Origin of the sequence: Tenggerimyces flavus (genome assembly GCF_016907715.1) — a bacterium.
GTDB classification, from domain to species: Bacteria; Actinomycetota; Actinomycetes; order Propionibacteriales; family Actinopolymorphaceae; genus Tenggerimyces; species Tenggerimyces flavus.
The window spans coordinates 7,261,496-7,286,929 of record NZ_JAFBCM010000001.1 but is presented as its reverse complement, the minus strand read 5'-3'; the positions used below and the strand labels follow the sequence as shown (position 1 = coordinate 7,286,929).

At 65.7% G+C, this 25,434-nt stretch carries 21 protein-coding genes; 12 read left to right on the top strand and 9 right to left on the bottom strand.

Annotated elements, in window-relative coordinates:
• Nucleotides 1-237: 237 nt before the first annotated feature.
• The 4 genes from JOD67_RS33860 to JOD67_RS33845 form a co-directional block, all read right to left on the bottom strand.
• Nucleotides 238-573 carry a hypothetical protein gene (locus tag JOD67_RS33860; protein ID WP_205121757.1) on the bottom strand — a complete coding sequence of 112 codons (336 nt, stop codon included), beginning with the start codon at nucleotides 571-573 and terminating at the stop codon, nucleotides 238-240.
• 71 nt (nucleotides 574-644) lie between these two features.
• Entirely contained in the window at nucleotides 645-1,799 is a 1,155-nt protein-coding gene (locus JOD67_RS33855) for an enolase C-terminal domain-like protein (RefSeq protein ID WP_205121756.1), read from the bottom strand.
• Nucleotides 1,796-3,598 carry a thiamine pyrophosphate-requiring protein gene (locus JOD67_RS33850; RefSeq protein ID WP_239554166.1) on the bottom strand — a complete coding sequence of 601 codons (1,803 nt, stop codon included), beginning with the start codon at nucleotides 3,596-3,598 and terminating at the stop codon, nucleotides 1,796-1,798. The genes JOD67_RS33855 and JOD67_RS33850 overlap by 4 nt, the downstream gene beginning before the upstream one ends.
• Before the next feature lie 55 nt (nucleotides 3,599-3,653).
• A complete protein-coding gene (locus JOD67_RS33845) occupies nucleotides 3,654-6,635 on the bottom strand; it encodes an FAD-binding and (Fe-S)-binding domain-containing protein (protein ID WP_307782648.1) in 2,982 nt (993 codons plus the stop codon).
• A gap of 173 nt (nucleotides 6,636-6,808) precedes the next feature.
• Between JOD67_RS33845 and JOD67_RS33840 the strand changes: the two genes are divergently transcribed.
• A complete protein-coding gene (locus JOD67_RS33840) occupies nucleotides 6,809-7,270 on the top strand; it encodes a MarR family transcriptional regulator (protein WP_205121755.1) in 462 nt (153 codons plus the stop codon).
• A gap of 686 nt (nucleotides 7,271-7,956) precedes the next feature.
• Here the strand turns inward: JOD67_RS33840 and JOD67_RS33835 are convergent.
• Complete coding sequence (locus tag JOD67_RS33835) at nucleotides 7,957-8,340, bottom strand: hypothetical protein (RefSeq protein ID WP_205121754.1); 384 nt, start codon at nucleotides 8,338-8,340, stop codon at nucleotides 7,957-7,959.
• Nucleotides 8,341-8,781: 441 nt separating this feature from the next.
• Between JOD67_RS33835 and JOD67_RS33830 the strand changes: the two genes are divergently transcribed.
• The 4 genes from JOD67_RS33830 to JOD67_RS33815 all read left to right on the top strand — a co-directional run bounded on the left by JOD67_RS33830 (nucleotide 8,782) and on the right by JOD67_RS33815 (nucleotide 15,564).
• Nucleotides 8,782-10,176: a helix-turn-helix transcriptional regulator gene (locus tag JOD67_RS33830; RefSeq protein ID WP_205121753.1), complete on the top strand. Its 1,395-nt coding sequence runs from the start codon at nucleotides 8,782-8,784 to the stop codon at nucleotides 10,174-10,176.
• Nucleotides 10,177-10,334: 158 nt separating this feature from the next.
• Nucleotides 10,335-10,787, top strand: coding sequence for a DnaB-like helicase N-terminal domain-containing protein (locus JOD67_RS33825; RefSeq protein WP_205121752.1), 453 nt, complete (start codon nucleotides 10,335-10,337; stop codon nucleotides 10,785-10,787).
• 2,401 nt (nucleotides 10,788-13,188) lie between these two features.
• Nucleotides 13,189-14,166, top strand: a complete 978-nt coding sequence (locus tag JOD67_RS33820) for an aldo/keto reductase (RefSeq protein ID WP_205121751.1) — start codon at nucleotides 13,189-13,191, stop codon at nucleotides 14,164-14,166.
• Between the two features lie 75 nt (nucleotides 14,167-14,241).
• Nucleotides 14,242-15,564, top strand: coding sequence for a glycoside hydrolase domain-containing protein (locus JOD67_RS33815; RefSeq protein WP_205121750.1), 1,323 nt, complete (start codon nucleotides 14,242-14,244; stop codon nucleotides 15,562-15,564).
• Between the two features lie 161 nt (nucleotides 15,565-15,725).
• Here the strand turns inward: JOD67_RS33815 and JOD67_RS33810 are convergent, their stop codons facing one another.
• Both JOD67_RS33810 and JOD67_RS33805 read right to left on the bottom strand, forming a co-directional pair.
• A complete protein-coding gene (locus JOD67_RS33810) occupies nucleotides 15,726-15,989 on the bottom strand; it encodes a type 2 periplasmic-binding domain-containing protein (RefSeq protein ID WP_205121749.1) in 264 nt (87 codons plus the stop codon).
• 111 nt (nucleotides 15,990-16,100) lie between these two features.
• The gene (locus JOD67_RS33805) at nucleotides 16,101-16,649 is read right to left on the bottom strand and encodes a LysR family transcriptional regulator (RefSeq protein WP_205121748.1); all 549 of its coding nucleotides are present in this window, start codon (nucleotides 16,647-16,649) and stop codon (nucleotides 16,101-16,103) included.
• A gap of 97 nt (nucleotides 16,650-16,746) precedes the next feature.
• Here JOD67_RS33805 and JOD67_RS33800 point away from each other — a divergent pair, with 97 nt between their 5' ends.
• The 5 genes from JOD67_RS33800 (at nucleotide 16,747) to JOD67_RS33780 (ending at nucleotide 21,965) form a co-directional block, all read left to right on the top strand.
• Nucleotides 16,747-17,130 (top strand): nuclear transport factor 2 family protein, encoded by a 384-nt coding sequence (locus JOD67_RS33800; RefSeq protein ID WP_205121747.1) that lies wholly within the window; start codon nucleotides 16,747-16,749, stop codon nucleotides 17,128-17,130.
• 49 nt (nucleotides 17,131-17,179) lie between these two features.
• Complete coding sequence (locus JOD67_RS33795; RefSeq protein ID WP_205121746.1) at nucleotides 17,180-18,100, top strand: SMP-30/gluconolactonase/LRE family protein; 921 nt, start codon at nucleotides 17,180-17,182, stop codon at nucleotides 18,098-18,100.
• A 26-nt stretch (nucleotides 18,101-18,126) separates the two neighbouring features.
• A complete protein-coding gene (locus tag JOD67_RS33790) occupies nucleotides 18,127-19,455 on the top strand; it encodes an SDR family oxidoreductase (protein WP_205121745.1) in 1,329 nt (442 codons plus the stop codon).
• A 499-nt stretch (nucleotides 19,456-19,954) separates the two neighbouring features.
• On the top strand, nucleotides 19,955-21,157 hold the full coding sequence (locus JOD67_RS33785; protein ID WP_205114599.1) for a choice-of-anchor P family protein: 1,203 nt from the start codon (nucleotides 19,955-19,957) through the stop codon (nucleotides 21,155-21,157).
• Between the two features lie 304 nt (nucleotides 21,158-21,461).
• On the top strand, nucleotides 21,462-21,965 hold the full coding sequence (locus tag JOD67_RS33780; RefSeq protein ID WP_205121744.1) for a hypothetical protein: 504 nt from the start codon (nucleotides 21,462-21,464) through the stop codon (nucleotides 21,963-21,965).
• A gap of 60 nt (nucleotides 21,966-22,025) precedes the next feature.
• Here the strand turns inward: JOD67_RS33780 and JOD67_RS33775 are convergent, their stop codons facing one another.
• Nucleotides 22,026-22,499: a MarR family winged helix-turn-helix transcriptional regulator gene (locus tag JOD67_RS33775; protein ID WP_205121743.1), complete on the bottom strand. Its 474-nt coding sequence runs from the start codon at nucleotides 22,497-22,499 to the stop codon at nucleotides 22,026-22,028.
• A gap of 56 nt (nucleotides 22,500-22,555) precedes the next feature.
• Here JOD67_RS33775 and JOD67_RS33770 point away from each other — a divergent pair, with 56 nt between their 5' ends.
• Nucleotides 22,556-22,924: a PPOX class F420-dependent oxidoreductase gene (locus JOD67_RS33770; protein ID WP_205121742.1), complete on the top strand. Its 369-nt coding sequence runs from the start codon at nucleotides 22,556-22,558 to the stop codon at nucleotides 22,922-22,924.
• A gap of 88 nt (nucleotides 22,925-23,012) precedes the next feature.
• Here the strand turns inward: JOD67_RS33770 and JOD67_RS33765 are convergent, their stop codons facing one another.
• On the bottom strand, nucleotides 23,013-24,074 hold the full coding sequence (locus JOD67_RS33765; protein ID WP_205121741.1) for a hypothetical protein: 1,062 nt from the start codon (nucleotides 24,072-24,074) through the stop codon (nucleotides 23,013-23,015).
• A gap of 439 nt (nucleotides 24,075-24,513) precedes the next feature.
• Between JOD67_RS33765 and JOD67_RS33760 the strand changes: the two genes are divergently transcribed.
• Complete coding sequence (locus tag JOD67_RS33760) at nucleotides 24,514-25,413, top strand: NmrA family NAD(P)-binding protein (RefSeq protein ID WP_205121740.1); 900 nt, start codon at nucleotides 24,514-24,516, stop codon at nucleotides 25,411-25,413.
• The last annotated feature ends 21 nt before the right edge of the window (nucleotides 25,414-25,434 follow it).

Sequence of the window (25,434 nt, the reverse complement as noted above, 5' to 3'; positions counted from 1 at the left end):
AGCGACCGTCTGTCTGAATCATCTGATCTGGCCCCCGTTGATGTTGGTGGGTGTGGCCGATTGAGGTGATGACGATAGCTAACTGGCGACGCACACGCCATCAATCGGCGGCAACAGTGGCGCCATGCGGCTGCGAAGTGCCAAGGCGCAAGGTCTACGAGCGTGTCATCTCGATGATCCACTGCGCGAACCGTTTCCAGTCCGGTCGATCGCGGCATGGCCCGGCCGGACAGGTGGTCAGTCCGGTGGAGTGGGTTCGCCTGTGAGGGCGCGTGCGAGGACGGTGAGGTGGACGGTGTCGCCGAGGATTGCCGCGATGTGGGTTGCTTTGGCGAACCTCGTTCCGGAAGGGGTGGCGATTTCGAGGTAGCCGAGGTCGAGGAGGGCGTCCTCCAGCCGAGAGGTGGCGGTCGGCTGAGTCCAGCCGATGGCGCTACGGACAAGGTCTGCGAGGAATCCCGGCCGCCGATGGAGGGGGGTTCCGGTGGGGGCGCCGAGGTGGACGTCGACGATGAAGCCGACTGGGTAGCCGTTGCTGGCGCGGACGGCCATGCCGGGCCTGATGCGTCGCATGGAATGAGCCCGGCCTTGGTGTGTTCGTCGTACCTCGTGGTTGGTCATCGCAGGCGCCTCCCTACCGCTGCTCAAGCGACCCGGAACGATTCGGCTTCAGCGGCACGCCAGGCGAGGCCAAGCCCGGGCCTGTCGTTGGGTGTGACGATCCCCCCGGACGGGTCGGCGGTGCCGGCGAAGAGTCGGCGTTCGATGAGGACGTGGTCGTGGAACCACTCCTGGTGCCGAAGGTTCGGCACGGCGGCGAGCGCCTCGAGGTGGAGATGTGGCGCGCAGTGTCCGGAAATCTGCAGGCCGTGCGCCGCCGCGACGGCGGCAACGCGCAGCAGCTCGGTGAGACCGCCGCATCGGGTGATGTCGACCTGGAGGCAGTCGATGGCGTCGGCACGGCACATGCGTTCGAAGTAGGGCAGGTCGTATCCGTACTCGCCGGCTGTGACGTCGGCGCCGAGCTGGTCACGGACCTGACGAAGCCCGGCGAGGTCGTCGCTGGAGACGGGCTCTTCGAACCAGGAGACGCCTAGCTCGTCCAGGTGCCGACCGACGCGGACCGCCTGGCCGATGGTGTATCCGCCGTTGGCGTCGACGAAGAGCTCGGTCGAGGATCCGACGACGCGGCGGGTGTGTTCGACCCGCGCCAGGTCTCGATCTACTCGCTGGCCACGGGACTCGCCGATCTTGATCTTCACGCGTGGAATGTCGTCGTTCTCCACCCAGCCACGAAGCTGCGCGGCCAGCGCGTCGTCGGTGTACGTGGTGAAGCCGCCCGACCCATAGATTGGCACCGCGGAGTGCGCGCGCCCAAGCAGACGGTGGAGCGGCACCCCGAGGAGCCGCGCCTTCAAGTCCCACAGCGCGCAGTCCACGGCCGACAACGCCATTCCCGCCACACCTGGCCGCCCGAGGTTGCGCAACGCGTCGACCATCGCCGACCATGCGCCGACGACATCGAACGCGTCGCGCCCACAGATCACCGACGCCAGATCGCGCTCGACCACAGTCGCGCATGCCACTGATCCGTACGTCCATCCGAGACCTGTTTGGCCGCCCGCGCTGACCTGGACGAGGACCAGGGTGGTGTTGGTCCACCCGAACGTGCCGTCGGCCTCCGGACTCTCGGTCGGAACGGTATACACCGAAGCCGAGACGCCAGTGACTGAGACGTCGGAGACGGTAGCGCTGGCGCCAACAGTGCCGCTGGTGCTGGCATGGTGAGGACTGGTCATGGGCTCGGGTCCTTGGTGCCCGGGAGGAACTCCTGGATCTTGCTCTTCAGGCCCTCCTTGACCACGTCGACGCGGTCGGAGTCGCCGCGAACGATGGATTCCAGAGCGTTCCCGATCTGGTCCCAGGTGGCGTGCGGGGGAATGGGTGGGACGGCGGGATCGGTCAGGAATTCCACTACGCAGGGACGATCGGCCGCCAGGGCTTCTTGCCAGGCCGGTACCACCTCGTCGGGCTTGCTGGCCAGCACCCCGTGCAGGCCAATGCTGCGGGCGAAGTCGGCGTAGGGAAAGTCGGGCAGCTGTTGCGACGGAAGGAACTGCGGTGAGCCACCCATCGCGCGCAGTTCCCAGGTGACTTGGTTGAGGTCGTTGTTGTGCAGGACGGCGATCACCATCCGGGGATCGGCCCAGTCCCGCCAGTACTTGCTGATCGTGATCAGTTCGTTGAGTCCGTTCATCTGCATGGCGCCGTCGCCGACCAGCGCGATGCAGGGCCGGTTCGGGTGGCCGAACTTCGCGCCGATCACATAGGGCACGCCGGGACCCATGGTCGCCAGGGTGCCGGACAGGGAGCCGCGCATCCCGGCATGGAACCGCAGGTGCCGGGCATACCAGTTGGCCGCTGACCCGGAGTCGGCCGCCACGATCACTTCCATGGGAAGACGCGGGGACAGCTCGTGGAATACGAGCTCGGGATTGATCGGATCGGCCGAGGTGTAGGCGCGGCGCTGCATGACCTCCCACCAGCGGGTGACGTTCTTCTCGATCGACTCGCGCCACGACCGGTCGGTCTTGCGTTGGAGCAGCGGGATCAGCCGACGAAGTGTCTGCGTGGAGTCGCCAACCAGGTTCACCTCGAACGGGTATCGCAAACCCAGCATCGTCGGGTCGTGATCGATTTGGATCGCCCGAGCCTGGTCGTAGGCCGGCAGGAACTGGCTGTACGGGAAGTTGGAGCCGACCACCAGCAAGGTGTCACAGCCGGTCATCAGCTCATACGACGGGCGGGTGCCGAGCAGACCGATCGACCCGGTAACCCAAGTGTGCTCATCGGACAGGACGTCCTTACCCAGCAGCGCTTTTGCCACTCCCGCGCCGAGTAGGTCGGCGACCTCGGTCACCTCCGCTGCCGCGCCGCGGGAGCCTTGCCCGATCAACATGGCGACCTTCTCGCCAGCATTGAGGATTGCGGCCGCCCGCTCCAGCTGCCGCTGGGCCGGCACGGGCGCGGACGACGTCAGGTCCAGGCTGGACGGCACCATCTTGAAGGCGTGCGCAGGCGGGATGTATTCCAGCTCCTGCACGTCGGCGGGGATGATCACCGCGGTGACTGTTTGTCGGCTCGCGGCGATCCGGATCGCCCGGTCCAAGACGTTGGGCAGTTGCTCGGGAACGGTGACCATCTGGCAGTAGGCGTTGGCCACGTCCTTGTACAACGTCAGAAGGTCGACCTCCTGCTGGTAGCTGCCACCCATCGCCGAGCGGGCCGTTTGGCCGACCAACGCCACCACCGGGACGTGGTCGAGCTTCGCGTCGTACAGGCCGTTCAGCAGGTGGATCGCGCCCGGTCCACTGGTCGCCGTGCACACCCCGACCCGGCTCGTGAACTTCGCGTAGCCGACAGCCTCGAACGCCGCCATCTCTTCGTGTCGGGCTTGGACGAACCGGGGATTGTTGTCCGCGCGCTCCCAGGCTGCCAGCAGCCCATTGATGCCGTCGCCGGCGTAGCCGAATACATGGTCGACTCCCCATTGCCGGAGCCGGGCGAGAATTTCGTCGCCTACCGTCTGCGTCATCATCTCTCCCTCGCAGGTTCGTCCCGTCGGTCCGTCCGTCGGTTCATCTGCTATTCGGTCAGTCTCCGAGTCCCTCGTACTGGGGACTGGTGCTCCTCGTGAGCGCGGTGGCGAGGAGTTCGGCCAGATGGACGGCGTATCGGCCGGTCCCGCCTTGGTCGATCTGGGTGCGGCAGCTGAACCCGTCCGCGAGCACGACGGTGTCGGCCGGTGCGGACCGAACACGCGGCAGCAGTACGCGCTCTCCCGCGGCCATGGATACCTCGTAATGGCCGCGTTCGAAGCCGAAGTTGCCCGCCAGGCCACAGCAGCCAGATGGCAGTCGTTCGGCGTCGACTCCGACCCGCTTCAGCAGGTCGACCTCGGCGGAAGGGTCGAGAACGGCGTGCTCATGGCGGTGGGTCTGCACCAGCGCGGTCGCAGCGATATGCGGCGGAACCCAGTCCGCCGCCCGCGATCGCAGCAGTTCAGCGAGCGTGAACGACTGCTTCGACAGTCGACGGATGTCGTCATTACCGGGGACTAGCTCGGATGCGTCGGCCCGGAACACCGCTAGGCACGACGGTTCCAGCCCGACCATCGGGATGCCGGCACGGATCACATTACGCAGCGCGCGGATGGTCCGGAGCAATACCTTGCGCGCGGTTTTCAGCTGACCGGTAGAGATCCAGGTGAGGCCGCAGCACACGGGCATGGGCGGTACCAGCACCTCGAATCCGGCGTCCTCGAGGACGGCTACCGCACTGCGTGCAATCGAGGTGTGGAAGTAGTTGGAGAACGTATCCGGCCACAGCACCACCGGTCCGCGCGACGCGTAGGTCTGCCCAGACGGGCGGTTCCGGGCTCGCCACCACGTGGTGAACGGCTGCGGGGCGAACCGCGGCACGTCTCGGCGTTGGTCGATACCACCAATGCGTTTGATCACGCCGGCCAGGCCGGGCGCCCGGGTGAGAGCGTTCACTACTCGCGGCAGGCCTGGCGCGGCGTTCGCAAGCCTCGACCACAGCGGTAGCCAACCCATCGAGTAGTGCGCCGCGGGTCGCAACCGCCCCGCGTAGTGATGGGACAGGAACTCCGCCTTATAGGTGGCCACATCGACGTTGACCGGGCAGTCGACCTTGCATCCCTTGCAGGCAAGGCACAAGTCGAGCGCATCGCGCACCTCTGCCGACCGCCAGCCGCCTGGGATGACCTCGCCGCGTACCATCTCGAACAGCAGCCGGGACCGCCCGCGGGGGGAGTGGTCTTCGTCGCGGGTGACCATGTAGGAGGGGCACATCACCTCATCTGAGGGATCTGCCCCGGACTGGCGACATTTGCCGACGCCGACACATCGCATGGCCGCCTTAGCGAACTGGCCGTCGTCCTTCGGGTAGGCGAAGTGCGTCGACAGCGGCAGCGGCGCGAACTCCGTGCCCAGTCGCAGGTGGGAGTCCAGCGGGTTCGGGTCGACGACCTTGCCCGGGTTCATCATGTTGCCCGGGTCGAAGATCGCCTTCAGTTCACCGAACGCCCGGACCAGCCTGCGGCCGAACATCTTCGTCAGCAGTTCGCCCCGCGACTGGCCGTCGCCATGCTCGCCGGACAGCGAGCCACCGTAGCCGACGACTAGGTCGGCAGCGCGTTCGACGAACCTTCGGTAGTGGGCGATGCCGTCCGCGGTGCGCAGCTCGAACGGGATCCGGGTGTGCACGCAACCCTGCCCGAAATGCCCGTACAGAGCGGTCTCGGAATCGTCGAATCCGAACTCGTCAAGCAACGCGCGCAGGTCGCGAAGGTAGTCGCCCAAGTCATCCGGCGCGACGGCGGAGTCCTCCCACCCCTCCCACGTCGCGTGCTTCGCGCTGGGATGAGCAGTGGCGCCGAGCCCTGCCTCGCGGACCTCGATCAGCTCCGCCTCACGCGCCGGGTTGTCGATGTACTCCACGGTCGGCATCGGGTCTCCGGGGGCCCCGGGCCCGGTCGGCGGGTCGTCCCCGCACACGTCGTCGATCAGGTGACGCGCCGCGGTCCTGGCCTCGTCCGGTGAATCACCAGCGAACTGCACCATCAGCCATGCCTGGCCTGCGGGCAGGCGGTGGATGGCAGTGCTGGCCAGGGTCTCCGCCTGCTCGAGGTGGATTAGGACGTCGTCCATGCCCTCGAACTGCCACGGCCGATGTGGCAGGATCCGCGGCACTGCACGTCCGGCGGTCACGATGTCGCTGTAGCCGAGCACCACCATCGTCTTGTGCACCGGCACGTTCTCCAACGCTAGCTCGGCGTGCAACACCGTCACCAGCGTTCCCTCGCTGCCGACCAGCGCCTTTGCGAGATTGAACCCGGCCTCTGGTAGGAGCGAGTCCAGGTTGTAGCCCGACACCCGCCGCGGAATGGACGGATACCCGGTGCGGATGTCACCCAGATACCGGTCCCGGAGTTCACGCAACGCGCTGTAGATGTCGGCGCGGCGCCCGCCGCCCGCGGCAATGGCCTGGTACTCGGCGTCGCTGGTCGGTCCGACCCACATGCGCTCTCCGTCGTAGGTCAGCACCTCAAGCCGCCGGACGTTGTCCACCGTCTTGCCATAGGCCTGAGCCGTCGCCCCACACGAGTTGTTGCCGACCATCCCCCCGATCGTGCAGCTTTGGTGGGTCGACGGACGTGGCCCGAACATCAACCCGACGCCGGCCTGGGCCGTGTTCAGGTCGTCCAGAGTGATGCCCGGTTCGACCACGCACGTCGCTGCCTCCACGTCGACCGACGCTAGACGGTGGCAGTGCTTTGTCCAGTCGATCACGATCGCGTTGTTCGTCGTCTGGCCAGCGAGACTTGTTCCCCCACCGCGGGACAAAACCGGCACACCGAACGCCCGGCACACCGCCACAGCGGCGACACCGGCATCCACCGTGTGCGGGATCACCACCCCGACTGGCACCTGCCGGTAGTTCGACGAGTCACACGAATAGACAGCCAACGCCCCCACGTCGAAACGGACAGTGCCGCCGACCGTCTGGCGAAGTCTCGCCTCCAGCCCTGCACGGTCAAGCCGCTCCGACACGCGACCGTCACCCGGTGACGCGATCAACGGCGATCCCTCCCATCCTTAGCTGCTGCAGTCGCGCCTACCCCGACACGGAAGGGTCGAACCTGAAACTTGCCATTTGACAATGGTTGTCCTCAAACAAGGAAGGGCGAATGGTCGCGAGAAGCGTAGGCGGTAGGTTGATACCTATGGTGGACCAAACGTTGCAGGCTGGGCACAGCCTGGAAGCGACCGCGACAGTCGTCGAGCTGGCTTCGCTGTCGCTAGTCGAGCTCACCCTCAAGGCGCTCAGTGCCTCCTCGACCTTGTCGGTGTTGCAGGTCCGCGCGCTGCTTACCGCCGACCAGCACGGGCCGATCAGTCTCAGCGATCTCGCGAACGGGCTCGATATATCCCTGCCCTCAGCGAGCCGACTCACCGGCCGCCTCGTCGAGGACGGTCTCCTGCTACGGCGCACCCACAACCACGACCGCCGACTTATCCAACTCAAACCCTCAGCTCGAGGTCGACGGCTGCTAGAGCGACTACGAAACGCTCGACAGGCCAGCATCCAGACCGGTCTCGCCGACATGACCGACGCAGACAGAACCGCTCTAGCGACAGGGCTCGCCAGCTTCTCACGAGCCGTCAATGCGAACGATCCAAGCTGACCATCGCGAACCATCCAGCAAACGCCGCGACCCAGTTGCCACCATCGACTCCCTGTTCGGCCAGTTCCTCAACGCCAGCAGCGGCTTTCACCCTCTGCAAGCCGCCGCGTACGTCCTCGGCCTCGTCCTATGGGTCGCACAACCGCGGCGGCTGGCATCGCAGTCGGCAGATTGCTCACCCAGCGGAACAAGCGCAGATAGGACTAACCGATCCTACGTTCACTACGCACTTGAGCACGTGTTCGCCTAGCGAGATGATGCCGACCTGAGGCGGAGCTCAACGCCATGGACCAACGCACAGGGCGGACAGACCAGCGGCACCCCGCTGCGCAGCACCGTCTGGTGCTCGTGGTGGGTTACGGCAGCAATCCTGCTGCCCAGAATGCCCTGCAAGCCGCGGCCGGACCTGGCCGTACGCCAGCAGGCGGAGCTCGTTGTCACACACGTGCTGGACCCCAGATGACTTCCCTGTCACGCTCGGTCTCCGCGGCATTCTCGGCGCAACGCAGGTCATCTGGTCCTAGCACGCCATCAATCTCCTTGCCCGATAATTGGTTCAAGGACGTTCAACGCGCTGGCGGCGAGCACCTAATGTTCGGGCGTCCACTCCTGCCGGCGCCGCGGGACCCTGTCCGCGGGTCGGTTGGGGCTGGGGAGGCCGCCGTGGTGGCGTGATAGGTGCCCGATCAAGTGCCGCAGTCGCATGCGCCCAGCAGACGACATGATCGCGCAGTCATGTGTGGCGCGTGGTCACCGAGGCAGTTCTCTCCCGCGGAGCAGTCGAAGCGGCCGTCGTCGTGGGTGATCTCCATACCCGGGCAGGCGAGCTCACCCAGGTCCTCGAGGTGTCCCGCGGCGCACCGAACGCAGGCATGTCCGCCGATGGCCGACGCGCCGACGTCCTGAACCGGGTGGCACGGATCGATCGCGCTCGAGGGATGAAAGACCTTCGTCGCACCGGGGCACCACGGTCCGCGGCACTCGAACGCACCGTCCGCATGCACGACGACCGGGCCCGAGCACGAAGGGTCGGTCGGCAGGGCGCCGAACGTCACCGCCAGAAAGTCCACGGTGCTCACCTCGGCATCGGTGACTCCATCCGGAATTGACAACCCGAGGTAGTTCCGATCCGGCCCGGCCATCTGGTGTTCAGCCTTGGCCCGAGTTCGCCGCAGATCTCGAGGCCGCTTCTGGAACCGCCTACGCCGCGATATCGCCATCATCTTCTCCCCGTTTAGCGTCGCTCATTTCCCTTGTGAATGGGTGCATTCCTCGCCATCACCGAAGCCTAGGCAGCCCCACCGACAACCCGGCGTCAGGAGCCCCCTACACACCCACTCAGGTACCGCTGCCCCGATTCCTCAGGGTCGGCCGAGCATCTATCTACGCGGTAGTTGTAGCCTGGTCGACGGGCGCTGTATGTTTCTACAACGCGTGTCGAGAAGGGGGCAGCTATGCCGCACTATGACGGTTCACGACCGGTAGGGAACGGTCTGGGTACGGATCACCCGGTGCCAGATCTTCCGTTCGTCGACGACTCTCACCTGCCGCTGAACGACCGGTTCGCGATCGAAGCGATCGGGCGTCACGGCGGCGGAGAGACCTGGGGCCGCGAGGACCTGGTACGCCGGGGGGATGACGGCTGGGTGGCGTTCACGACCGACGCAGACCGCCACGACCTGGCCTGGTGCGTGCGTTGGCACCCCGAGTACGGGCGCACGGTGGAGCTCTACCGCGATGATGACGCCGCCGGCATGCACATGGCGCTCCAGGAGGCGCTGATGTACCGCTCCGGCGGCTACTGGTGGAACGGCGAACAGTGGTACCGGCCGTCGCAGATCTGGGATGGCACGCGCGAGATCTACCTCGAGCGTCCGGTGCCGGGCGCGACGAACGTGACTGCGGCCGATCTGCTGGCTGGTCGTACCGCCGCCGGCGCCGCGGACGCGTCCAGCGGCCACGTTCTCCAGGTTGCCGAGGTCAGCCTCGACAAGCCCTACACCGGACGTCGGTGGCTCGACGACCTTGCCCTTTGGGCCGCGCGACGCGCCGAGCAGGAGCGGACCGACGAGCTGCCGCCACTGTCGGCATGTGTGGTGAAGCTCGCGGCGCCCGAGCTCACCGCTGACCAGCTAATCGGGCTCGCCGAGATCGCCGACCTCGCCGGTGTCAAAGCGTCCACGCTCCGCTCCTACGCCTCACGCGGCGAGGGCGAGCTTCCTCAAGCGCAAGCCGTCATCAACGGCCACAACGTCTGGTCGCGAGCGGTGGCCGAGGAGTGGGTAGAAGCCCGCAACCGATCCTCTGACGCCCTCACCTCCGCCCTGTCGACCCCAGACCCCAGCGGTCACTCACGGCCCGCCGGAATCACCGAGCTCTGGCGGCAGTACTCAAGCCGCTTCTTCAGCCTGCTGTGGGACCGTCCCGACGCCCGCAAGCGTTGGGCGCTGCGTTGGCGAAACCAGGCGGCCGCGCTCAAGCTGGCCGACAACCTCGGCTGGGTCGTCGCCTCCGGCCTGGACAACATCGTGCCGATGACCAACCTGGGCATCACCATCCGGCACGCACTGCTCGACGAGCTCGCCACCGGTCAGGAACTCGACCGCGACACGGCGGGCGGGTCGCTGCCCTTCTACGGAATCGTCAACCCCGTGGCGCGGATGCTCGACTGGCTGATCCGCCACGACCCAGCCCTCGCCGCACACGTGATCACCGAGACGATCGGAGAAGCCCGCCGACGTTTGCAGATCGCGCCGCCCGTCACCGAGCGAAGCATCCGCGTCGCGCTCAGCCTCACGGGCAAACTCGACGACAGCGCGCTCAACGACTACCTCACACGCGTCTTTATGCCCGCCGAGAGCTCGTCCGACAGCTCGTCTCACAGCCAACCGGGCGTCGGCGAGTGATCAACTCGACGGCTCGGGAATTTCGCCGACCACAGATCCGGCCGAAAAGCCGCAAGTCCGCTGAACCGAGAGATTCACGCGTGGCGTCTCTCCGTCGCTCCCACGGCTCGCAACCGATCACACGGCACATTTCGTCAACCCAGTAAGGGAACTACCAGATGAGCTCCGCAGATCGATCCGCCGCAGAAGGACCCGACGACATCGACCAACCCGAGGTCTCCCCGTACGGCGATCACACCGCTGAAGCGATCGCGATCACCTCAGCGATCTTCTCCGGCGTGGGACGCGAGCGTGACGAGCTACTCGCCCTCGCCGAGCCCGAGGACTTCCTCAACCCCCGGCACCGCTTGATCTGGCAAGCGATCCGGCGTCTCGTCGCCGCCGGCGGCGGCACCGCAACCACCATGATCCGCGACGAGATCGAAGCCACAAACCCGGCCGTGGCCGTCGACACCGACTACATCAACCGCCTCACCGATCACGCGCAGAAGGCCCTCGGCGGAGAACCGTACAAAGCCGGCAAGCTCGGCGACCGAGAAGTCCGCGACCTCGTGTTCACCAGCACTCGCCGCGTCCACGACCTCGCCACCCGCCGACGAACCAGCCACTGACCAAAGCCGAGGCTGGTGAAACCAGCAGGTCACCCTCACGGCCGCAATTGTCCTGGGCATCCGCTGAGAGTCGGAGGTTGCCGTTATCGTGTCGAGTATGTCTACGGCCTCTGCCCACGAGCCGGCGCCTGCTGGCCCCAGAGCAGACTGGATGCACGCCACACCTGCCCAGTTGCGAGCAGGGCTGCTTCCAGAGTTACTCGAGGCGTTCGACACCGACTGGATCTCCGAAACCACCGACCACAGCCAGTGGACCCGCAATATCACCGACCTCGGCGGAAGCCTCGCCGCCACGGCCAATCAGACAAATGTGGTCACGTGGCAGACCGTTAACATGCACGGTGATGTCACAGCGACCACCGCGGGAACCGGAACCGATCCCGATGCCAGTTACACCACCGACGAGTACGGTGTCTCCTGGGCCCCGCACCGGGTCGTTACGGTTGGCTTGGTGGCAAGCAGCGCTCATCTGAGGCCCTTGGGGGCCTTGTCCTCATGGGTGTCCGTCTCTACGCTCCACAACTCGGTCGCTTCCTTCAGGCCGACCCCGGTTCCCGGCGGTGGCGCGAATACATATTCCTATCCGACGGATCCGGTCAACTCATTTGACATCGACGATAGGCAATGGTGGCGGTGGAGTGGCTACGGGCGCGCATATCGATGGGCCCACGGAAAATGGCGCCGACTGCATAAATGGAGGGCCCGAATGCAGACACGCACATTGGGCTTCGGAGCCCGATTCTATGCACGCCATGTCACCGGCGGAAAGTACACCTGTAAGACACGATATGGGATGATGACCTGCGTGATACCTGACTGGGCCTATCCACGTGGAGGCGTGACCGTCGGCAACACCTACCTGACTGGCAATCGGCGGTCGCGGATCACCCGGGACGTGATGTATCACGAGTCTCGGCACCGCTCGCAATGGAGACGGTATGGCGCTGGTTTCGCCTGGCGCTACTGGCGGGCCGGATCTAACGCGTGTAGAAACAAGTGGGAGCGAAAGGCGGGGTTGCGAAGAGGTGGATACCGTTGCTAGGGGGTCGGCGACGAACACTTATGACGTGGACTGCCCTGATGTCGACTGCGTTGCTGCCGTTGTCGGCGTGCTTCATGGCAGACCCGAAACTTCCAACCATCGGTGTTCGGCAAGATAAAGGAGTCCTTGCAATCTTAGTTCCACTATGCCCAGCGGAAAGGATTGAGTCGATCCAGCTCTATCGCACAACTGGAGACTCGCGAGAGCTGATTTGGAGTGGGACGGACCCAATCCCCGGAGTCGCCGCAGAAGGGATTGTCCACCTGGGAGAATCATCCGAATTTCGCACGCACCTTGGGCAGATGAAGATCTCACCGGAAATGGAGATTGTCGCCCATACAAGTAGTACTGATGTTGGCGCCGGCTTTTCTATGAACGAGATCCCGACCACCATGTCGAAAGACAGCTACCGGACCGGAGGTGATCCGCCTACAGCGTCAGCGGAAAGTCTGAGAAAGACGGCAAAATGCTCGGGTAACTAATTTCCAACCCCGGAACGTTGGAACACTGGAGTCGATCGCAGCGGCCGTCCCCAACCCAAGCGAACCTCCGCCGCACCGAATGAACTCATGGCATCCCTCCCCACCGCCGTTAGGCAACGCGCCGGCAGAAGGGAGGCGCAACTTACTGGATGACTCCCCGTGACAGCCGTGAAACTTCCCGGACCGAACGCGGTCCAACGACGGAAACTGGCGCCGACCCTAAGTGCAAGCACACCACTGTCGGTGGCTAAACCCGATCCGATGACCGGAACTGGATAACCGCGCAGCTCAAAGGATCGGAAGAAGCCTGCTTCTTCTCACGCATGAAGGATGACTACTGTCGACATCAAACTCTTCCGCGACTACTACGGTTGGTCACGATGAGTCGAGGCTGTGCGCGCCTCGGCGATCAGGACTCCTGGACTTGCATCAGGCCTACACCGCGCTCCGCGGCTACGCCCGCGCCCACAGTCAACTGCTGTCCGACGTCGCCACCGGCGACGTTGATGCGAACCACATCCTCGCCACCCAGCCGGGATCTCTACGAAGGAACGGGTCCGCCGCACGACCTCCCCGGCGAGGCTGGCGGACCACATGCGGAAGTGCCGAAAGAGCAGTTCACCTTGATGCACGAAATGGGCCACGTCTTCGGGCTCGGCGACGAGTACGTCAGTACGAAGGCGGGCTACGCGGCAGGAAAACCGACAGCGCACAGCAAGCTGGCGAATGCGCGGCTTTCAGATCCGAAAATAGACCGCGGATCTCGTCTCGTTTCCTGAGGAAAGTTCGGCACTTCACCTTCAAAGGAAGCTTTCCACGTCGGGCATCCGCCTAGCAGGCTTCGTGTCATGGCCCGCTCCACGAAAGGACGTCGAGAATGCAGTACACCCGCCTGGGTTCGTCCGGTCTCAAGGTGTCGCGGATCGCGCTCGGGATGATGAGCTACGGCGATCCCGCCGACGAGCCGTGGTTCCTGTCCGCGGACGCGGCCGAACCGATCTTGCGAAGGGCGGTCGAGGCGGGCGTGACCTTCTTCGACACCGCCGACATGTACTCGAACGGCGTGAGTGAGGAGGTCACTGGACGGCTTCTCCGCGAACTCTTCGTCCGGCGTGACGACTATGTCCTCGCGACCAAGGTCTTCTACCCGATGGGCGACGGCCCCAACGATCGCGGCCTGTCCCGAGCCCACCTCATGAACTCGATCGACGCGTCCCTGCGCAGGTTGGGCACGGACTACGTCGATCTCTACCAGATCCACCGCTGGGACCCTGAAACGCCGATCGAGGAGACGATGCAGGCGCTCGAGGATCTGGTACGGGTCGGCAAGGTCCGGTATCTCGGTGCCTCCCTCATGTACGCGTGGCAGTTCGCGAAGGCCCAGTACACAGCGGCCCAGGCGGGAGGGACCCGGTTCGTGTCCATGCAGACTCGCTACAACCTCCTCTACCGCGAGGAGGAGCGGGAGATGATCCCGCAGTGCGCCGACCAGGGCGTCGGCGTGCTCGCCTACAGTCCCCTTGCCCGCGGGGTCCTCGCGGCGCCGCGCGCCACGGCGCCGACGGTACGTGAACTGGCTGAGCAACCTGGTCGGCTCCGGCCACCGGCTCACCCCAACGACGCCGAGATCCTCGCCGCTGTGGAGAAGGTCGCCGCCGGAAGGTCCGTGCCGCCGGCAACCGTGGCTCTCGCCTGGCTCCTCGCTCAACCGATCGTCGTCGCCCCGATCGTCGGCGCCACGCGACCCGACCATCTCACCGACATCCTCGCCGCCGTGGACCTGAGCCTGAGTACGGACGAGGTCGCCGCCCTTGCAGCCCCCTACCAACCGCGGATGCCGTTCGGCTACTCCTGAGGACCAGCCCTCTTGCCGTGCCCTCTGCACAGTCCTATCTTCGAGGTCAGTTGCGCGACGTTTCCGGAGCATCTCATGCGCACACCTCTCTCCGTCGTCCGGCGGCTCGCGATCCCCCTGGCGCTGCTGCTGCCCGTTCTCGCTGTCGGCGACCCGGCAAGGGCCGAGCCGGCCACTCCCGGCAGCTACCCGATCAACGCCTCTGCCACCCTCACAACTGGCCGCGCGTTCGACACCTGTACGGCACCGCCGATCAGCACGCTGCGCGCCTGGAAGGCAGCCGACTACCACCGCGTGAACATCTACTTCGGCGGCGTCAACCGCGGCTGTGCGCAGCCGAACCTCACCGGCGGCTGGGTGGCCCAGGCGACGGCCCTGGGCTACCTGCTGATCCCCACGTACTTCGGGCGCCAGCCGAGCTGCATCTTCGGCACCAAGCCTTACAGGTACACCGCGAGTACCGCCGCGGCGTACGGAGCGAGCGAGGCCAACGACGCGATCGCGAAGAGCCGTGCCCTTGGCATCATTCCCGGCAGCGCGCTGTACGCCGACGTGGAGCACTACGACCGAACGAACGCCTCCTGCGTCCTCGCGGCCCGGCGCTACGTGTCCGCGTGGACGAAAACACTGCACGCCGGCGGCTTCCTCGCCGGCGTGTACGTCCATCAGGACTCCGGCCTTCTCAACCTTTCCGGCGTCTACACCTCGACGACCTACGCGCGGCCTGACGCCGTCTGGATGGCGCGGTGGGACGGCAACCCGTCCCTGGTCGACTGGCCGACGGCGCCGAACTCGCGGTGGTCGTTCCACCAACGGGCCAAGCAGTATCGAGGCGACCACGACGAGACGTGGGGCGGCGTGACGCTCAACATCGACAGCGACCAGTTCGACGCTCCCGTCGCCACGGTCGCGAGGCCCTACACCGTCACCAGCGCGTCGCCGTTGAACGGCCGCTCCGAGCCGTTCACGAACGCGCCGGTGCGGCGCTCGTACGCGCCCGGGTCGACGATCAAGGTGGTGTGCCAGGGCTACGGGCAACGCGTCGGCACGTCGAACGTCTGGAACCGGGTAGCCGATGGCTCGTGGGTGTCGGACTCCTATGTCTCCACGCCCTCGCAGACGACGTTCTCCCCGCCACTGCAGCGCTGCATCTATCCCGGGCAGGTCACCAGCGGCGCGGCCCTGACGGCGCGCACCGGTCCGAGCGCGTCCCATCCCCCGTCGGGACCGCCGCTGCCGCCGGGCGCCCTCGCGTACGTCATGTGCCAGCGAAGCGGCTCAGCGATCGGCACCTCCACGGTGTGGAACCGCCTCGTCGACTCCCGCTGGGTGCCCGACTATCACGTCGCCAACCGCTCGAACACCACGTGGAGCGCACCCGTCCCGCGCTGTCCCTGACCGACGGCTCAGTCGATGTGCCTGATCAGCTCGTGGATCTGCTCTGTGGTTGGGTGATGCGGGCGGTTGACGAGGACGATGTGGAGCAGGCCGTCGGCGTCGGCCTTGAAGAACTCCTCACGGATCGAGGGGGTCGGCGCCGCGTTAGGTGGGGACGCATTTCAGACAGCCGCGGCGATTGAACGGTTGGACTGCCCGGACGTGAGCTCCCTTGCCGTACGTACGAAACGGGCTCCCCAGGCGGTCTGGTTGCCGACCCGCCACGCGATCATCGTCTCGTAGGGACTCGCGTCGTGGACCGGACGGTACGCGATGTCTCCGCGAACGTTCCGGCTGGCGAGCGATGCAGGAATCAGCGCGACTGCTTGGCCGAGGGCGACGGCTTCCATGACCTCGGAGGCATCGTGGACCGGTGGGCCGGTCACGGCGGTGCCTTGGCCCCGGTGTGGGTTCCGATCCTGTCCTGCCCAGTAGGCCCGTTGGGTGGGGTTGGATCCGGCCCACTGCGGCATCAGCAGGCCCGCGAAGTCGCGGCATCAGAGCCCGGGCCGGCCGGCGAGCTCGTGCCCGATCGGCAGCGCGGCCACTCGCGGCCCGGAGATCAGGGGTTCCAGCTCCAGTCCTTCCTCCTCGTGCGGAGAACCGAGTAGGGCGAGGTCGGCGCGGCCGTCGCGGAGCATAGCCTCTTGCTGCCCGTAGCCGCTGACGACGACCTGGACCAGCGGCGCGCCCGGCAGGTCGCGGAACGCCGTTACGATCTCGCGCAGAAGGTCCGTCGCCACGGCAGGTTTGGCGGTGATCGTCAACTGGTCGGGCATGCCTGCTTGGCGAGTCCGGGCGACCGCCACGGCTACCGCGGCGAAGACGCGTTCGGCCTCGGGCATCAGGGCGAGGCCGGCGTCGGTCAGCGCGACATGCCGGTTGCTCCGCTCGAACAGCTCGACGCCGGGCCGACGTTCGAGCTGCCGGATCGCCCGTGACAGTGGCGGTTGAGCCATCCCCAGGCGTTCTGCCGCACGGGAGAAGTTGAGCTCTTCGGCCACGGCGTGGAAGAAGCGCAGCTCTCGCAGCTCCAAGTCGGTCATATCTGCACGGTATAGCACCAGATCAAGTCGATCCTTCCGTCGCTGATCACGGTCTGGTGGAGTCGAACACGAGGGTCACGACGACGAAGGGCGCGAGATGGCGGACCTCGAACAGAACAAGCAGCTGGTGGCGAGCTACCTGCACCAGGTCTTCAACGAGAAGGGGCCGGCCGAGGCTTTCGCGAAGTACATCGGCGACAAGTACGTGCAGCACAACCCGATGGCGCCGGACGGAGCAGAGGCTTCCCTGCGGTTTCTGACGGGGTTCGTCGCCCAGTTTCCCGAGCTCCGCTTGGAGATCAGGCGAGTCATCGCCGAGGGAGATCTCGTCGTGACGCACAGCATGATGACGATGAGCCCGTCCGACCGCGGCTCGGCGGTCATGGACAGCGTCCGCCTGGAAGCCGGCCGGATCGTCGAGCACTGGGACGTCGCGCAGGCCATTCCAAAGAGTTCAGCCAACCACAACACGATGTTCTGAGGCTCTGATGAAGGCGAACGTACTCCTCCTCGCTCTGCTCCTGATACCCGTGGCACAGCCCGCGGCCGCCGCGAGCAGAGCAGCGCCGCCAGCCGTGATCGACGGTTCGGCGCCGACCTTGCATCCCGAGGGCGTGGCGTGGGATCCCAGCCGGAAGTCGTTCCTGGTCGGATCGGTACGCCACGGCACGGTCTCGATCGTCAAGACCGACGGAAGCACACGGACGTTGGCGAACGAGCCGCGGATCGTCTTCACGATCGGTGTACACGTCGACGCCCGGCGCAACCGGGTGCTCGCCGCGTACGCCGACTACGGGGTCGGCACCAGGTCGACGCCGGAGACGGTGCAGAAGCAGGCCGGGCTGGCGATCTTCGACCTCGAGACCGGACGAACGAAGCATCTCGTCGATCTCGCCATGGGGCCGGGGCCGCATGTCGCGAACGATTTCGCGATCGACCGGGCCGGCAACGCGTACGTGACCGACTCGACCTCGGACAAGATCTACCGGGTGGACACGCGGGGTAGGGCCTCCGTCCTCGTTCAGAGCCCCCAGCTCGCCAGCCCGATCGGCGACGGCATGAACGGAATCGTCTGGCACCCCGACGGCTACCTGCTCGCGGTGCGCTACGACGCTGGGGTTCTGCTGCGAATCCCGCTCTCGCGCCCACACCGGTTCGAAGAGGTACGCCTCGACTGGCCGCTGGTCGGCGGCGGACTCGTGCTGCGTCCAGACGGCTCGCTGCTGGTGGTGTCCAACGCGCTCGGGCAACGGCTGGACGGTGCCGGGTCGGTCTTGCGAACGCGCGACGGTTGGCGATCGGCCACCACTGTTGGCGAATCAGCACCCTGGGCGGATGCCGTTCCGACCACCGCCGCGGTCAGCCCGTACGGCACCTACGTCGCCAGCGGTCGGCTCGACCTGCTCGTCGCGGGTACGCCGACCGACCGATTCACCCTGCGGCGCTGGTGAATCCCCACCACTGGAAAGGTCAGCAGATGAGTCCCAGAGATATTCGACGACGTTCGCTGCTCGCTGGAACGGCCGCTCTCGGCGTGGCCGCGGCCCTCCCTGCCACCTTGGCAGCAGCGGCTACGGGTGGGAGCAAGGTCGTCCTGATCACCGGAACGAGCAGCGGCTTCGGACTGCTCACCGCGTTGACCTTGGCTCGCGCCGGCCACCGCGTGTTCGCGTCGATGCGCAACACCCGCAGCGCCAACGCCGGCGTGGCCAAGGAGTTCCGCGCTACCGCTCGTCAGGCGTCGTTGGCGCTCGAGGTGCTCGACATCGACATCCGCGACGACCGTTCCGTTGAGGCTGGCGTTCGACGGGTTGCCGACCGCGCCGGCCGGATCGACGTACTCGTCAAAAACGCCGGGATCTTCTCGCCCGCGGTGATGGAGACGCTCTCAGTCGACGATCTGCGAGACTTCTTCGATACCAACGTGTTCGGGCACGTCCGCATGAACCGCGCCGTCCTCCCGCTGATGCGTCGTCAGTCCGATGGTCTCGTCGTGCAGGTGACGACCGCGCTCGGCCGGCTCGTGCTGCCGTTCATGGGTGCGTACGTGGCCTCGAAGTGGGCGATGGAAGCGATCACCGAGACGAGCCGCTACGAACTCTCCCGATTCGGCGTGGACGTCGTGATCGTTGAACCGGGCGAGTATCAAACCGACCTCGTGGATCCGAACGGCGTTGCCAACTACCGGCGCTACCTTCGACGGCTCACACCGGACAACGCTCGACGGCGGCGTGAGTACGGCGACCTCGCCCGCATGGCCGAGACCCATCTCCTCGAACGACCCGGGCCACCGGACCCACCCCCGCAGCAGGTTGCCGACGCCATCGCCGACCTGGTCCGTACTCCACGCGGACAGCGTCCGATCCGACTCTGGGGTCCGGGCAACTTGCCCGGATGGGCCGCCCTCAACGACACCGCGGCCCGCATCCAGCGCGACTCCTCGACGCCGCCGGCTTCGGCGACCTCGCCACCATCGAATGAGCGACCCCCATCACGCCGGGGGAGGTCGGATGAGGGCCGCCCACTGCTGTCGCGTCCACGCCTGAAGGGATCCGACGACGGGCGTCAGGGGGGTGGCGTCCCCGTCGGCGGCGGGAGCGGTGGACACGATCACACGAACAGTTACCCAGATCGCCTACCCGATCGAGTATCTGCTCATGCTGCCTTTGACAAACTGCCACTGCCACTTTCTCCTCAGGGGACATGGAGACTACTCCCGGCCGGGCGGGTTTGGAAACCCGTTCGGTGTCGCAAGGCTAAAGCAGACCCGCCCTATCCAGCAGCGCACGCAAGACTCCTCTCCTGATACCGGCCTGCTTGAAGCGAATCTCATGCTGACGATGGATGCTCAGTCCGCGGCCGCCGGGGCCGATGCACAGATACCCGGCGCCCTGACCGCACTGGCCGCACGGTATCTGCAGCAACCGCCGACGTTCGGTCTCGGCCTCCTCGTACTCATCGGACTGGTTCATCTGTCCATGCTCCCCACCAGTGCGGCCCCGTTAAAGAGGAAGCGTTGAGCAAGTCAGAAACGTAACGCCCGCCCGGATGAACCCGCATCTGTATACCGGCGCGTATGAGTAGCACGAAATATGGACGGGTCCGCGGATGGAAGCTCATGCTCGTTATGCGTAACGCGTCGAGGGTTCTTGTGGCCGATTAGTACGTCTGGTACTTGGAATGGCGCAGGTTTTGGCATCATCCGACACCCTGATTGAGGGGGCTCGATGCATCTACGTACGGCCGGGCGCCGATTTGCTGGCGTTCTGGCATCCACCCTCGTGGGCGCTGGCACGCTGGTTGCGGTGACCCCTGCCGCCGCCCACGCGGCCGGCCCAGAGATTGGTTTCACGGCGTACGCCTATGGAACCAGCGTCTACAACGCCGACCGGTCGGCTATGTCCGGCCCGACGGCGTACGTCAGCCTTGCTTGCACGACGGCCCCGGGCAAGAAGGCGAAGAACAACTCGGCCGCCGCTGACCTCGGAAGGGTCGGCAAGGCCGGCGCTACGGTCACGACGGTCGACTCTTCCGAATGGGGCGACTCGCGGGCGACGAAGTCGACGTCCACGACCGCTGGCACCTCGTTGCTCGGCGGCATCATCCGCGCCAAGGCCATCACGGCCGAGGCGAAGGTGAAGTCGACGCCGGACGGCTGGAAGGCCGAGAACAAGTCCGTTCTCGCCGACCTCACCATCCTCGGCAAGAAGATCGACGCCGAGGTTGGGCCCAACACCAAGATCAAGGTTGCTCTGCCCGGCGTTGGCAAGATCGCCGAGGTGATCCTCAACGAGCAGCTGACTCGGACCAAGGCCAACGGCACGTTCGAGACGACCACGACGGCTCTGCACGTCAAGGTCCTCCCCAACAGCCAGCTGGGGAACAAGTTCAACGTCGACGTGACCATCGGCCGCGCTAACGCGCAGCTGACCCCGCCGGCGGTGGGCTACCTCGGTGGCCGCGGCTTCGCCACCAAGGTGACGCTGCTCGACAAGACCGTCGAGTCGGGCCCGACCTCCCTGGTCGCGGTTCCCTGCCTCGGTGGCACGTCGTCCAACCGGGTCGCTTCCGGTGACCTGGGCGGCATCGCCAGGGCGAAGGGCGCTGCGACGAAGGCCGAGGGCTCCGCGGGTGACCCCGCGAAGTCGCGGGTCGAAGCAGAGCTCGCCGGAGTGAACCTGCTCGGCGGTCTGATCACGGCAGACGCCATCAAGTCCGTCGCCACGGCGAAGCAGTCCGCCGGCGGACCGGTGGAGCTGTCGGACAGGGGTTCGAAGTTCGTGAACCTGCGGATCGGTGGCAAGCAGGTGCTCGACACCGACATCGGCCCGAACACCCGGATCGACGTGCTCGGTGTCCAGATCACGCTGAACAAGATCCGCAAGACGTCGACGAGCATCACGGTCACCCAGATCGAGGTCGTGATCAAGTCTCCGCGTCACGGACTGCCGGTGAACTCGAAGGTGGAGATCTCCTACGCCTCCGCCAGCATCCTGCCGGCACTGTAGGACCTTGCAGTACCAGTAACACCTCGTGAACGGGGGCGGCACCTTTCGGGGGCCGCCCCTCAACCACGCTGAATAGTGACGAATGAAATGGACGGACCGTTCGACGGCCACATTTGTGACGAAGTAAGAGAACGTTTGGCATATGCCTGCCACTTCAGTCAGGCTGTCCAGCGGGATGTGAGCATATGTACTTCGGTGCGAATCATCCCAAGAGAGGGGCTCCAAAGTGGCAATCGCTTTACGTATCAGGCGGTTTCTCGCCGTCCTACTTTTCGCATTCTCCGTGGTCGCGTTGGGTACAGGAGTGGCGGCTGCAAAGCCCATTGGCTCCGAGTCGAAGGCTGAGAAGTTCGCTACTCAGGCGACGCGGGCGGGCCTGAATGCGGTGCAGGCCAAGGTCCTTCAGGCGAAGGTCGACAAAGAGGTCGCCAAGCGCGGTGGGAAGCAGATCTCCGCCAACGAGGTGCTCTGGAAGGGCGGGGTCGGCAAGACCGTCATCGCGGCGCCGGGCCAGAAGCAGGCCGTCAGCATGGCGGGTGGCAAGGCTGCGAGCGCGGCCTGCGAGTTCTACTACATCTGCTTCTATTCGGGCACCTACCGCACGGGCGACAAGTTCGAGTTGTTCTATTGCGACCTCCAGTACGTTCCGATGGCCAACTTCAGGTCGTATGACAACAACCAGACTGGTGGCACTCAGGCCGCCTTCTATAACGGCGCATACGAATTCATTGGATTGTCCGAGCCCGCTCATTCCATCGTCGATGAATACTATGAGGGCTACAAGGTTTGGTACGTGGATCCCTGCTAGTCGCTTGACCTAGCGGACGTCCACGGGGCTCGCAGCCCCGTGGACGTCCGAGCGAGATGCCTAGATGTCCGCGCCGGCGGTGGCACCGGGATGCAAGGCGTCGCGCATCGTGCCGAGGGTGTCGAGGAAACCGTCGAGCTGTTCGGTGGTGAGCAACCCCACGAAGGCCTCGTCGATCGCGTGCACCAGGCCCGGCAGATGGGCGTCGAGTAGGTGCTGGCCGCTGTCGGTGAGCGAGGCCCACGAGCTGCGGCGGTCGTCCATACATGGCTGGCGCGCCACGAGGCTCCGGGACTCGAGCCGGTCGACGATTCGGGTGATGCCGCTCGTCGACAGCGCCGTTTGGGTCGCGAGGTCGGTCATCCGCAACCGCTTGGCTGGCGAGCGAACGAGGCGAATCAGCACGTCGAAGTCGGTGCCGGTGAGCCCGTTGGCGGCGTGTACGGCGTCGAGCCGGCGGATGAGGCCTCCGTACACCTCCACGAGGAGGCCGACCGCCGTGAGCCGCGGGTCGTCGACGAAGCGTGTGTGCACGCTCTCAAGATATCAGATAGTTGACGCGCGGAATATCCTCATGTCAATCTCCTGGCATGACACGATTCACCAAGGCCGAACTGAGGTTCCTGACCGACGGCGATCGGAGGCTGGGCCGGCTCGCCACGATCGACGCATACGGCCGGCCGCACGTGGTGCCGCTCGGCTGGACGTACAACGCGGCGCTGGGCACGATCGACGTCTCCGGCCGAGACTTCGCGGCGACCCGGAAGTTCCGGAACGCCCAGAAGAATCCGAACGTGGCGCTCGTCATCGACGACGTCCTCGCTCCGTGGCGCCCGCGCTGCATCATGGTCCAAGGCACCGCGGAGACGATCGAGCATCCCGCGGACGGCGGCGAGGCGATCATCCGCATCACCGCCGACAAGGTCGTCTCCTGGGGTCTCGACGAGGGAATCCGATGACGGCCTGGACCACGTGCAGACGTTCGAGCATGCGTGGAACGACCCCGGCGAACACGCGCTATGCGCTGCCGCCCGGCGCTGACCTGCCCTATCCGAGCGAGAGTTGGGTTGCCAGGAGGGCCAGTCCAAGCAGAACGGGCCAGTACAGCAGCTTCGGTGCGAGGTTGTCGCGCCAGAGGATCCAGCGGAGCGGTTTCCGGCTTCGGACCAGGATCGCGTTGAGCGTGACGAGCAGGATCACCGCGTACAGAACAAACATCAGGTAGTCGAGGTAGGACAGCGCGCTTCCTCCGACCGCGCTCCGGATGGAGCTGTGCTGGACCACGACCACAAGCAGCATGGTGACCGTGAACGCCATCACGCCCATCGTGCTGAACCCGGTGTCCTCTGCTCGGTCGGGGTGGACGGACCCAGGGAACAGCGAGGCGAACATGATCAACGAGACGAAGATCATCGGGATCAGGTTTCCGACGAACGCACCGAAGATCCCTCGCTTGAACCCCATGTTGAAGTACAGCTCCGGCCTACCTGCGCTCTTGACGAACTTGCCGTATCCGAAGGACGAGCTGTACGGGATCTTGTGGTAGGCGAAGAACGTGTAGTTCGGCACCCACTCGTCGAACACCGTTTCCTTGTCGACGCCGTTGAAGTCCTTGTCGACCCACGGTGGGTAGCCGTCGAGGTCTGGGACGAGCAGCGCTCCGTTGCTGTCGAAGTCGGCATGCCACATCCGAAGCCAGACGCTCTGCCGGTCGAGCGGGTAGATCGAGTAGTCAAATCCTTGCCTGGTCTGGATCTCGAAGTGCCATCCGACCACCGCGTAGCCGTTGACGTCCTTCTCCCGATAGACCTCGTCGAGGCCATAGGTGTTGGACGCCTCGGGGAACGCCACGCCGGGGGTGACTCCCTTGGGGATCCCGCCCTCGTACCGCTGCCAGATGTAGCCGGACAGCGTCACGGAGTTCGAGTCGTCGAAACGCACCGACTTGATGTACAGACCGGTATAGACGAAGAGGAGCTTCACGTCCTCGGGGTACTCCTTGGCGAGATAGGCCTTGGTCTCGGCCATGGTGCCCATACGTACCCCTGTCGCCTCCGGGCGGTCGGTCGAGGTGATGTACAAGGTCAGGAGGGCCAGCAGGGCCGCCACGAAGGCGAGCGACACCAAGATGGCGGCAAGCTTGAGGATCCCCGCATTCGAGAACGTCCGTCGTGTGCGCCGCCGCCGTGGAGGGTGTGTCTCCGGGGAAGGGGTTCGGACATGCGCGAACGGCGGAGGCGTGGGCGCCACGTAGTCGTCTTCGTTCGGTGACCGCGAGGTCGGGCCGGCCGAGTACATAGCATCGCTTTCCGTTGAGAGATCCCTGCGGAGTGCAGGATGCTAAGGCGACCGATGGGCCGCGTCTAGAGCGCGCCAATCAGGCGCCGACGAGTTCGACTGCCTCTCTGGTCAGTCGAACCCCAGCCCTTGGAGGGCGCGATTGTCGCAGACGCCTTGCCCGTGCGGGAGTCAGGAATGTTACTGACTTGGGCGTCCCGGTCCTGAGGGATCTGATGGACGCTTTCGAGGCTCGAGAGGGGGTGGTCCGGTGGCCGTTGTCGCTGTGGTCGGTGCGTCCGGGACGGTGGGAAGCGTCGCGGCTCGCGCCCTGCTCGGCCGCGGCCACGAGGTGCGCGTCCTGGGCCGCTGTAGACAACGGCTCCAGCCTCTGGTTGACGCGGGCGCGCAGGCCCTCGTCGGCAACCTGACCGATGTCGACTATCTGACCGCCGCTTTTGCCGGCGTCAATCGAGTGTTGACGATGTTGCCTATCGAGGGCTTGGCGCGCGAGCATCGTTCCTGGCAGGACCTCATCGGTATCGCCATGATCGACGCCATCGCCGCGAACTCGATCGAGCATGGCGTGTTCCTGAGCGGTCTGTGCGCGGATGGCGAGGGCGACCTCGGACTCATCGAAGCGCTCGAAGCACAGGAGCGGCGGCTGCGCGAACTCGAGGGCGTCAACGTCCTGGTCCTTCGGATCGGCACGTACTTCGAGAACCTCGCCGCGGGCATTCACGGTCTGAGACGGGACGGTGTCCTCGTCGACGCGATCGAACCCGACCTGCCCATGGCGATGGTGTCGGCCAAGGACGTGGGGTCGATCGCCGCACGAGCCTTGGATCGCCCGGGCTACCGCGGCTTCGTCGTACGCGAGGTGCTGGGCGAGCGCAGGCTGACCCTCCGCGAGGTCGTCGGGATCGTCGGAGCGCGGATCGGGATGCCGTGGGCTTCGTACGAGCAGGCTTCGCCCGAGTCCTACGTGGACGGGCTGATGGCCGGCAACTTCTCGCGCGACGTCGCTGTGCTGCTCGCCGACCTGGCGGTCGCGTTCAACGAGGGCAGGGTCAGAAGCGATCCGTCGAGTGCGCGAGTCGACTGGCCGTGGACGACGTTCGAGGACTTCGCGGACGAGCTGACCGCTCGCTACCGAGCCGCCGCCACATGAGGCGAGCGCTCGAGGGGAGGG

Bases quoted from the DNA above. Each gene is read 5' to 3' on its own strand.
- JOD67_RS33800 (WP_205121747.1), top strand. From the start codon at position 16,747: ATGGCGGACCTCGAACAGAACAAGCAGCTGGTGGCGAGCTACCTGCAC.
- JOD67_RS33850 (WP_239554166.1), bottom strand. From the start codon at position 3,598: ATGATGACGCAGACGGTAGGCGACGAAATTCTCGCCCGGCTCCGGCAA.
- JOD67_RS33770 (WP_205121742.1), top strand. From the start codon at position 22,556: ATGACACGATTCACCAAGGCCGAACTGAGGTTCCTGACCGACGGCGAT.
- JOD67_RS33825 (WP_205121752.1), top strand. From the start codon at position 10,335: ATGAGCTCCGCAGATCGATCCGCCGCAGAAGGACCCGACGACATCGAC.
- JOD67_RS33805 (WP_205121748.1), bottom strand. From the start codon at position 16,649: ATGACCGACTTGGAGCTGCGAGAGCTGCGCTTCTTCCACGCCGTGGCC.
- JOD67_RS33790 (WP_205121745.1), top strand. From the start codon at position 18,127: ATGAGTCCCAGAGATATTCGACGACGTTCGCTGCTCGCTGGAACGGCC.
- JOD67_RS33860 (WP_205121757.1), bottom strand. From the start codon at position 573: ATGCGACGCATCAGGCCCGGCATGGCCGTCCGCGCCAGCAACGGCTAC.
- JOD67_RS33855 (WP_205121756.1), bottom strand. From the start codon at position 1,799: ATGACCAGTCCTCACCATGCCAGCACCAGCGGCACTGTTGGCGCCAGC.
- JOD67_RS33820 (WP_205121751.1), top strand. From the start codon at position 13,189: ATGCAGTACACCCGCCTGGGTTCGTCCGGTCTCAAGGTGTCGCGGATC.
- JOD67_RS33840 (WP_205121755.1), top strand. From the start codon at position 6,809: ATGGTGGACCAAACGTTGCAGGCTGGGCACAGCCTGGAAGCGACCGCG.
- JOD67_RS33815 (WP_205121750.1), top strand. From the start codon at position 14,242: ATGCGCACACCTCTCTCCGTCGTCCGGCGGCTCGCGATCCCCCTGGCG.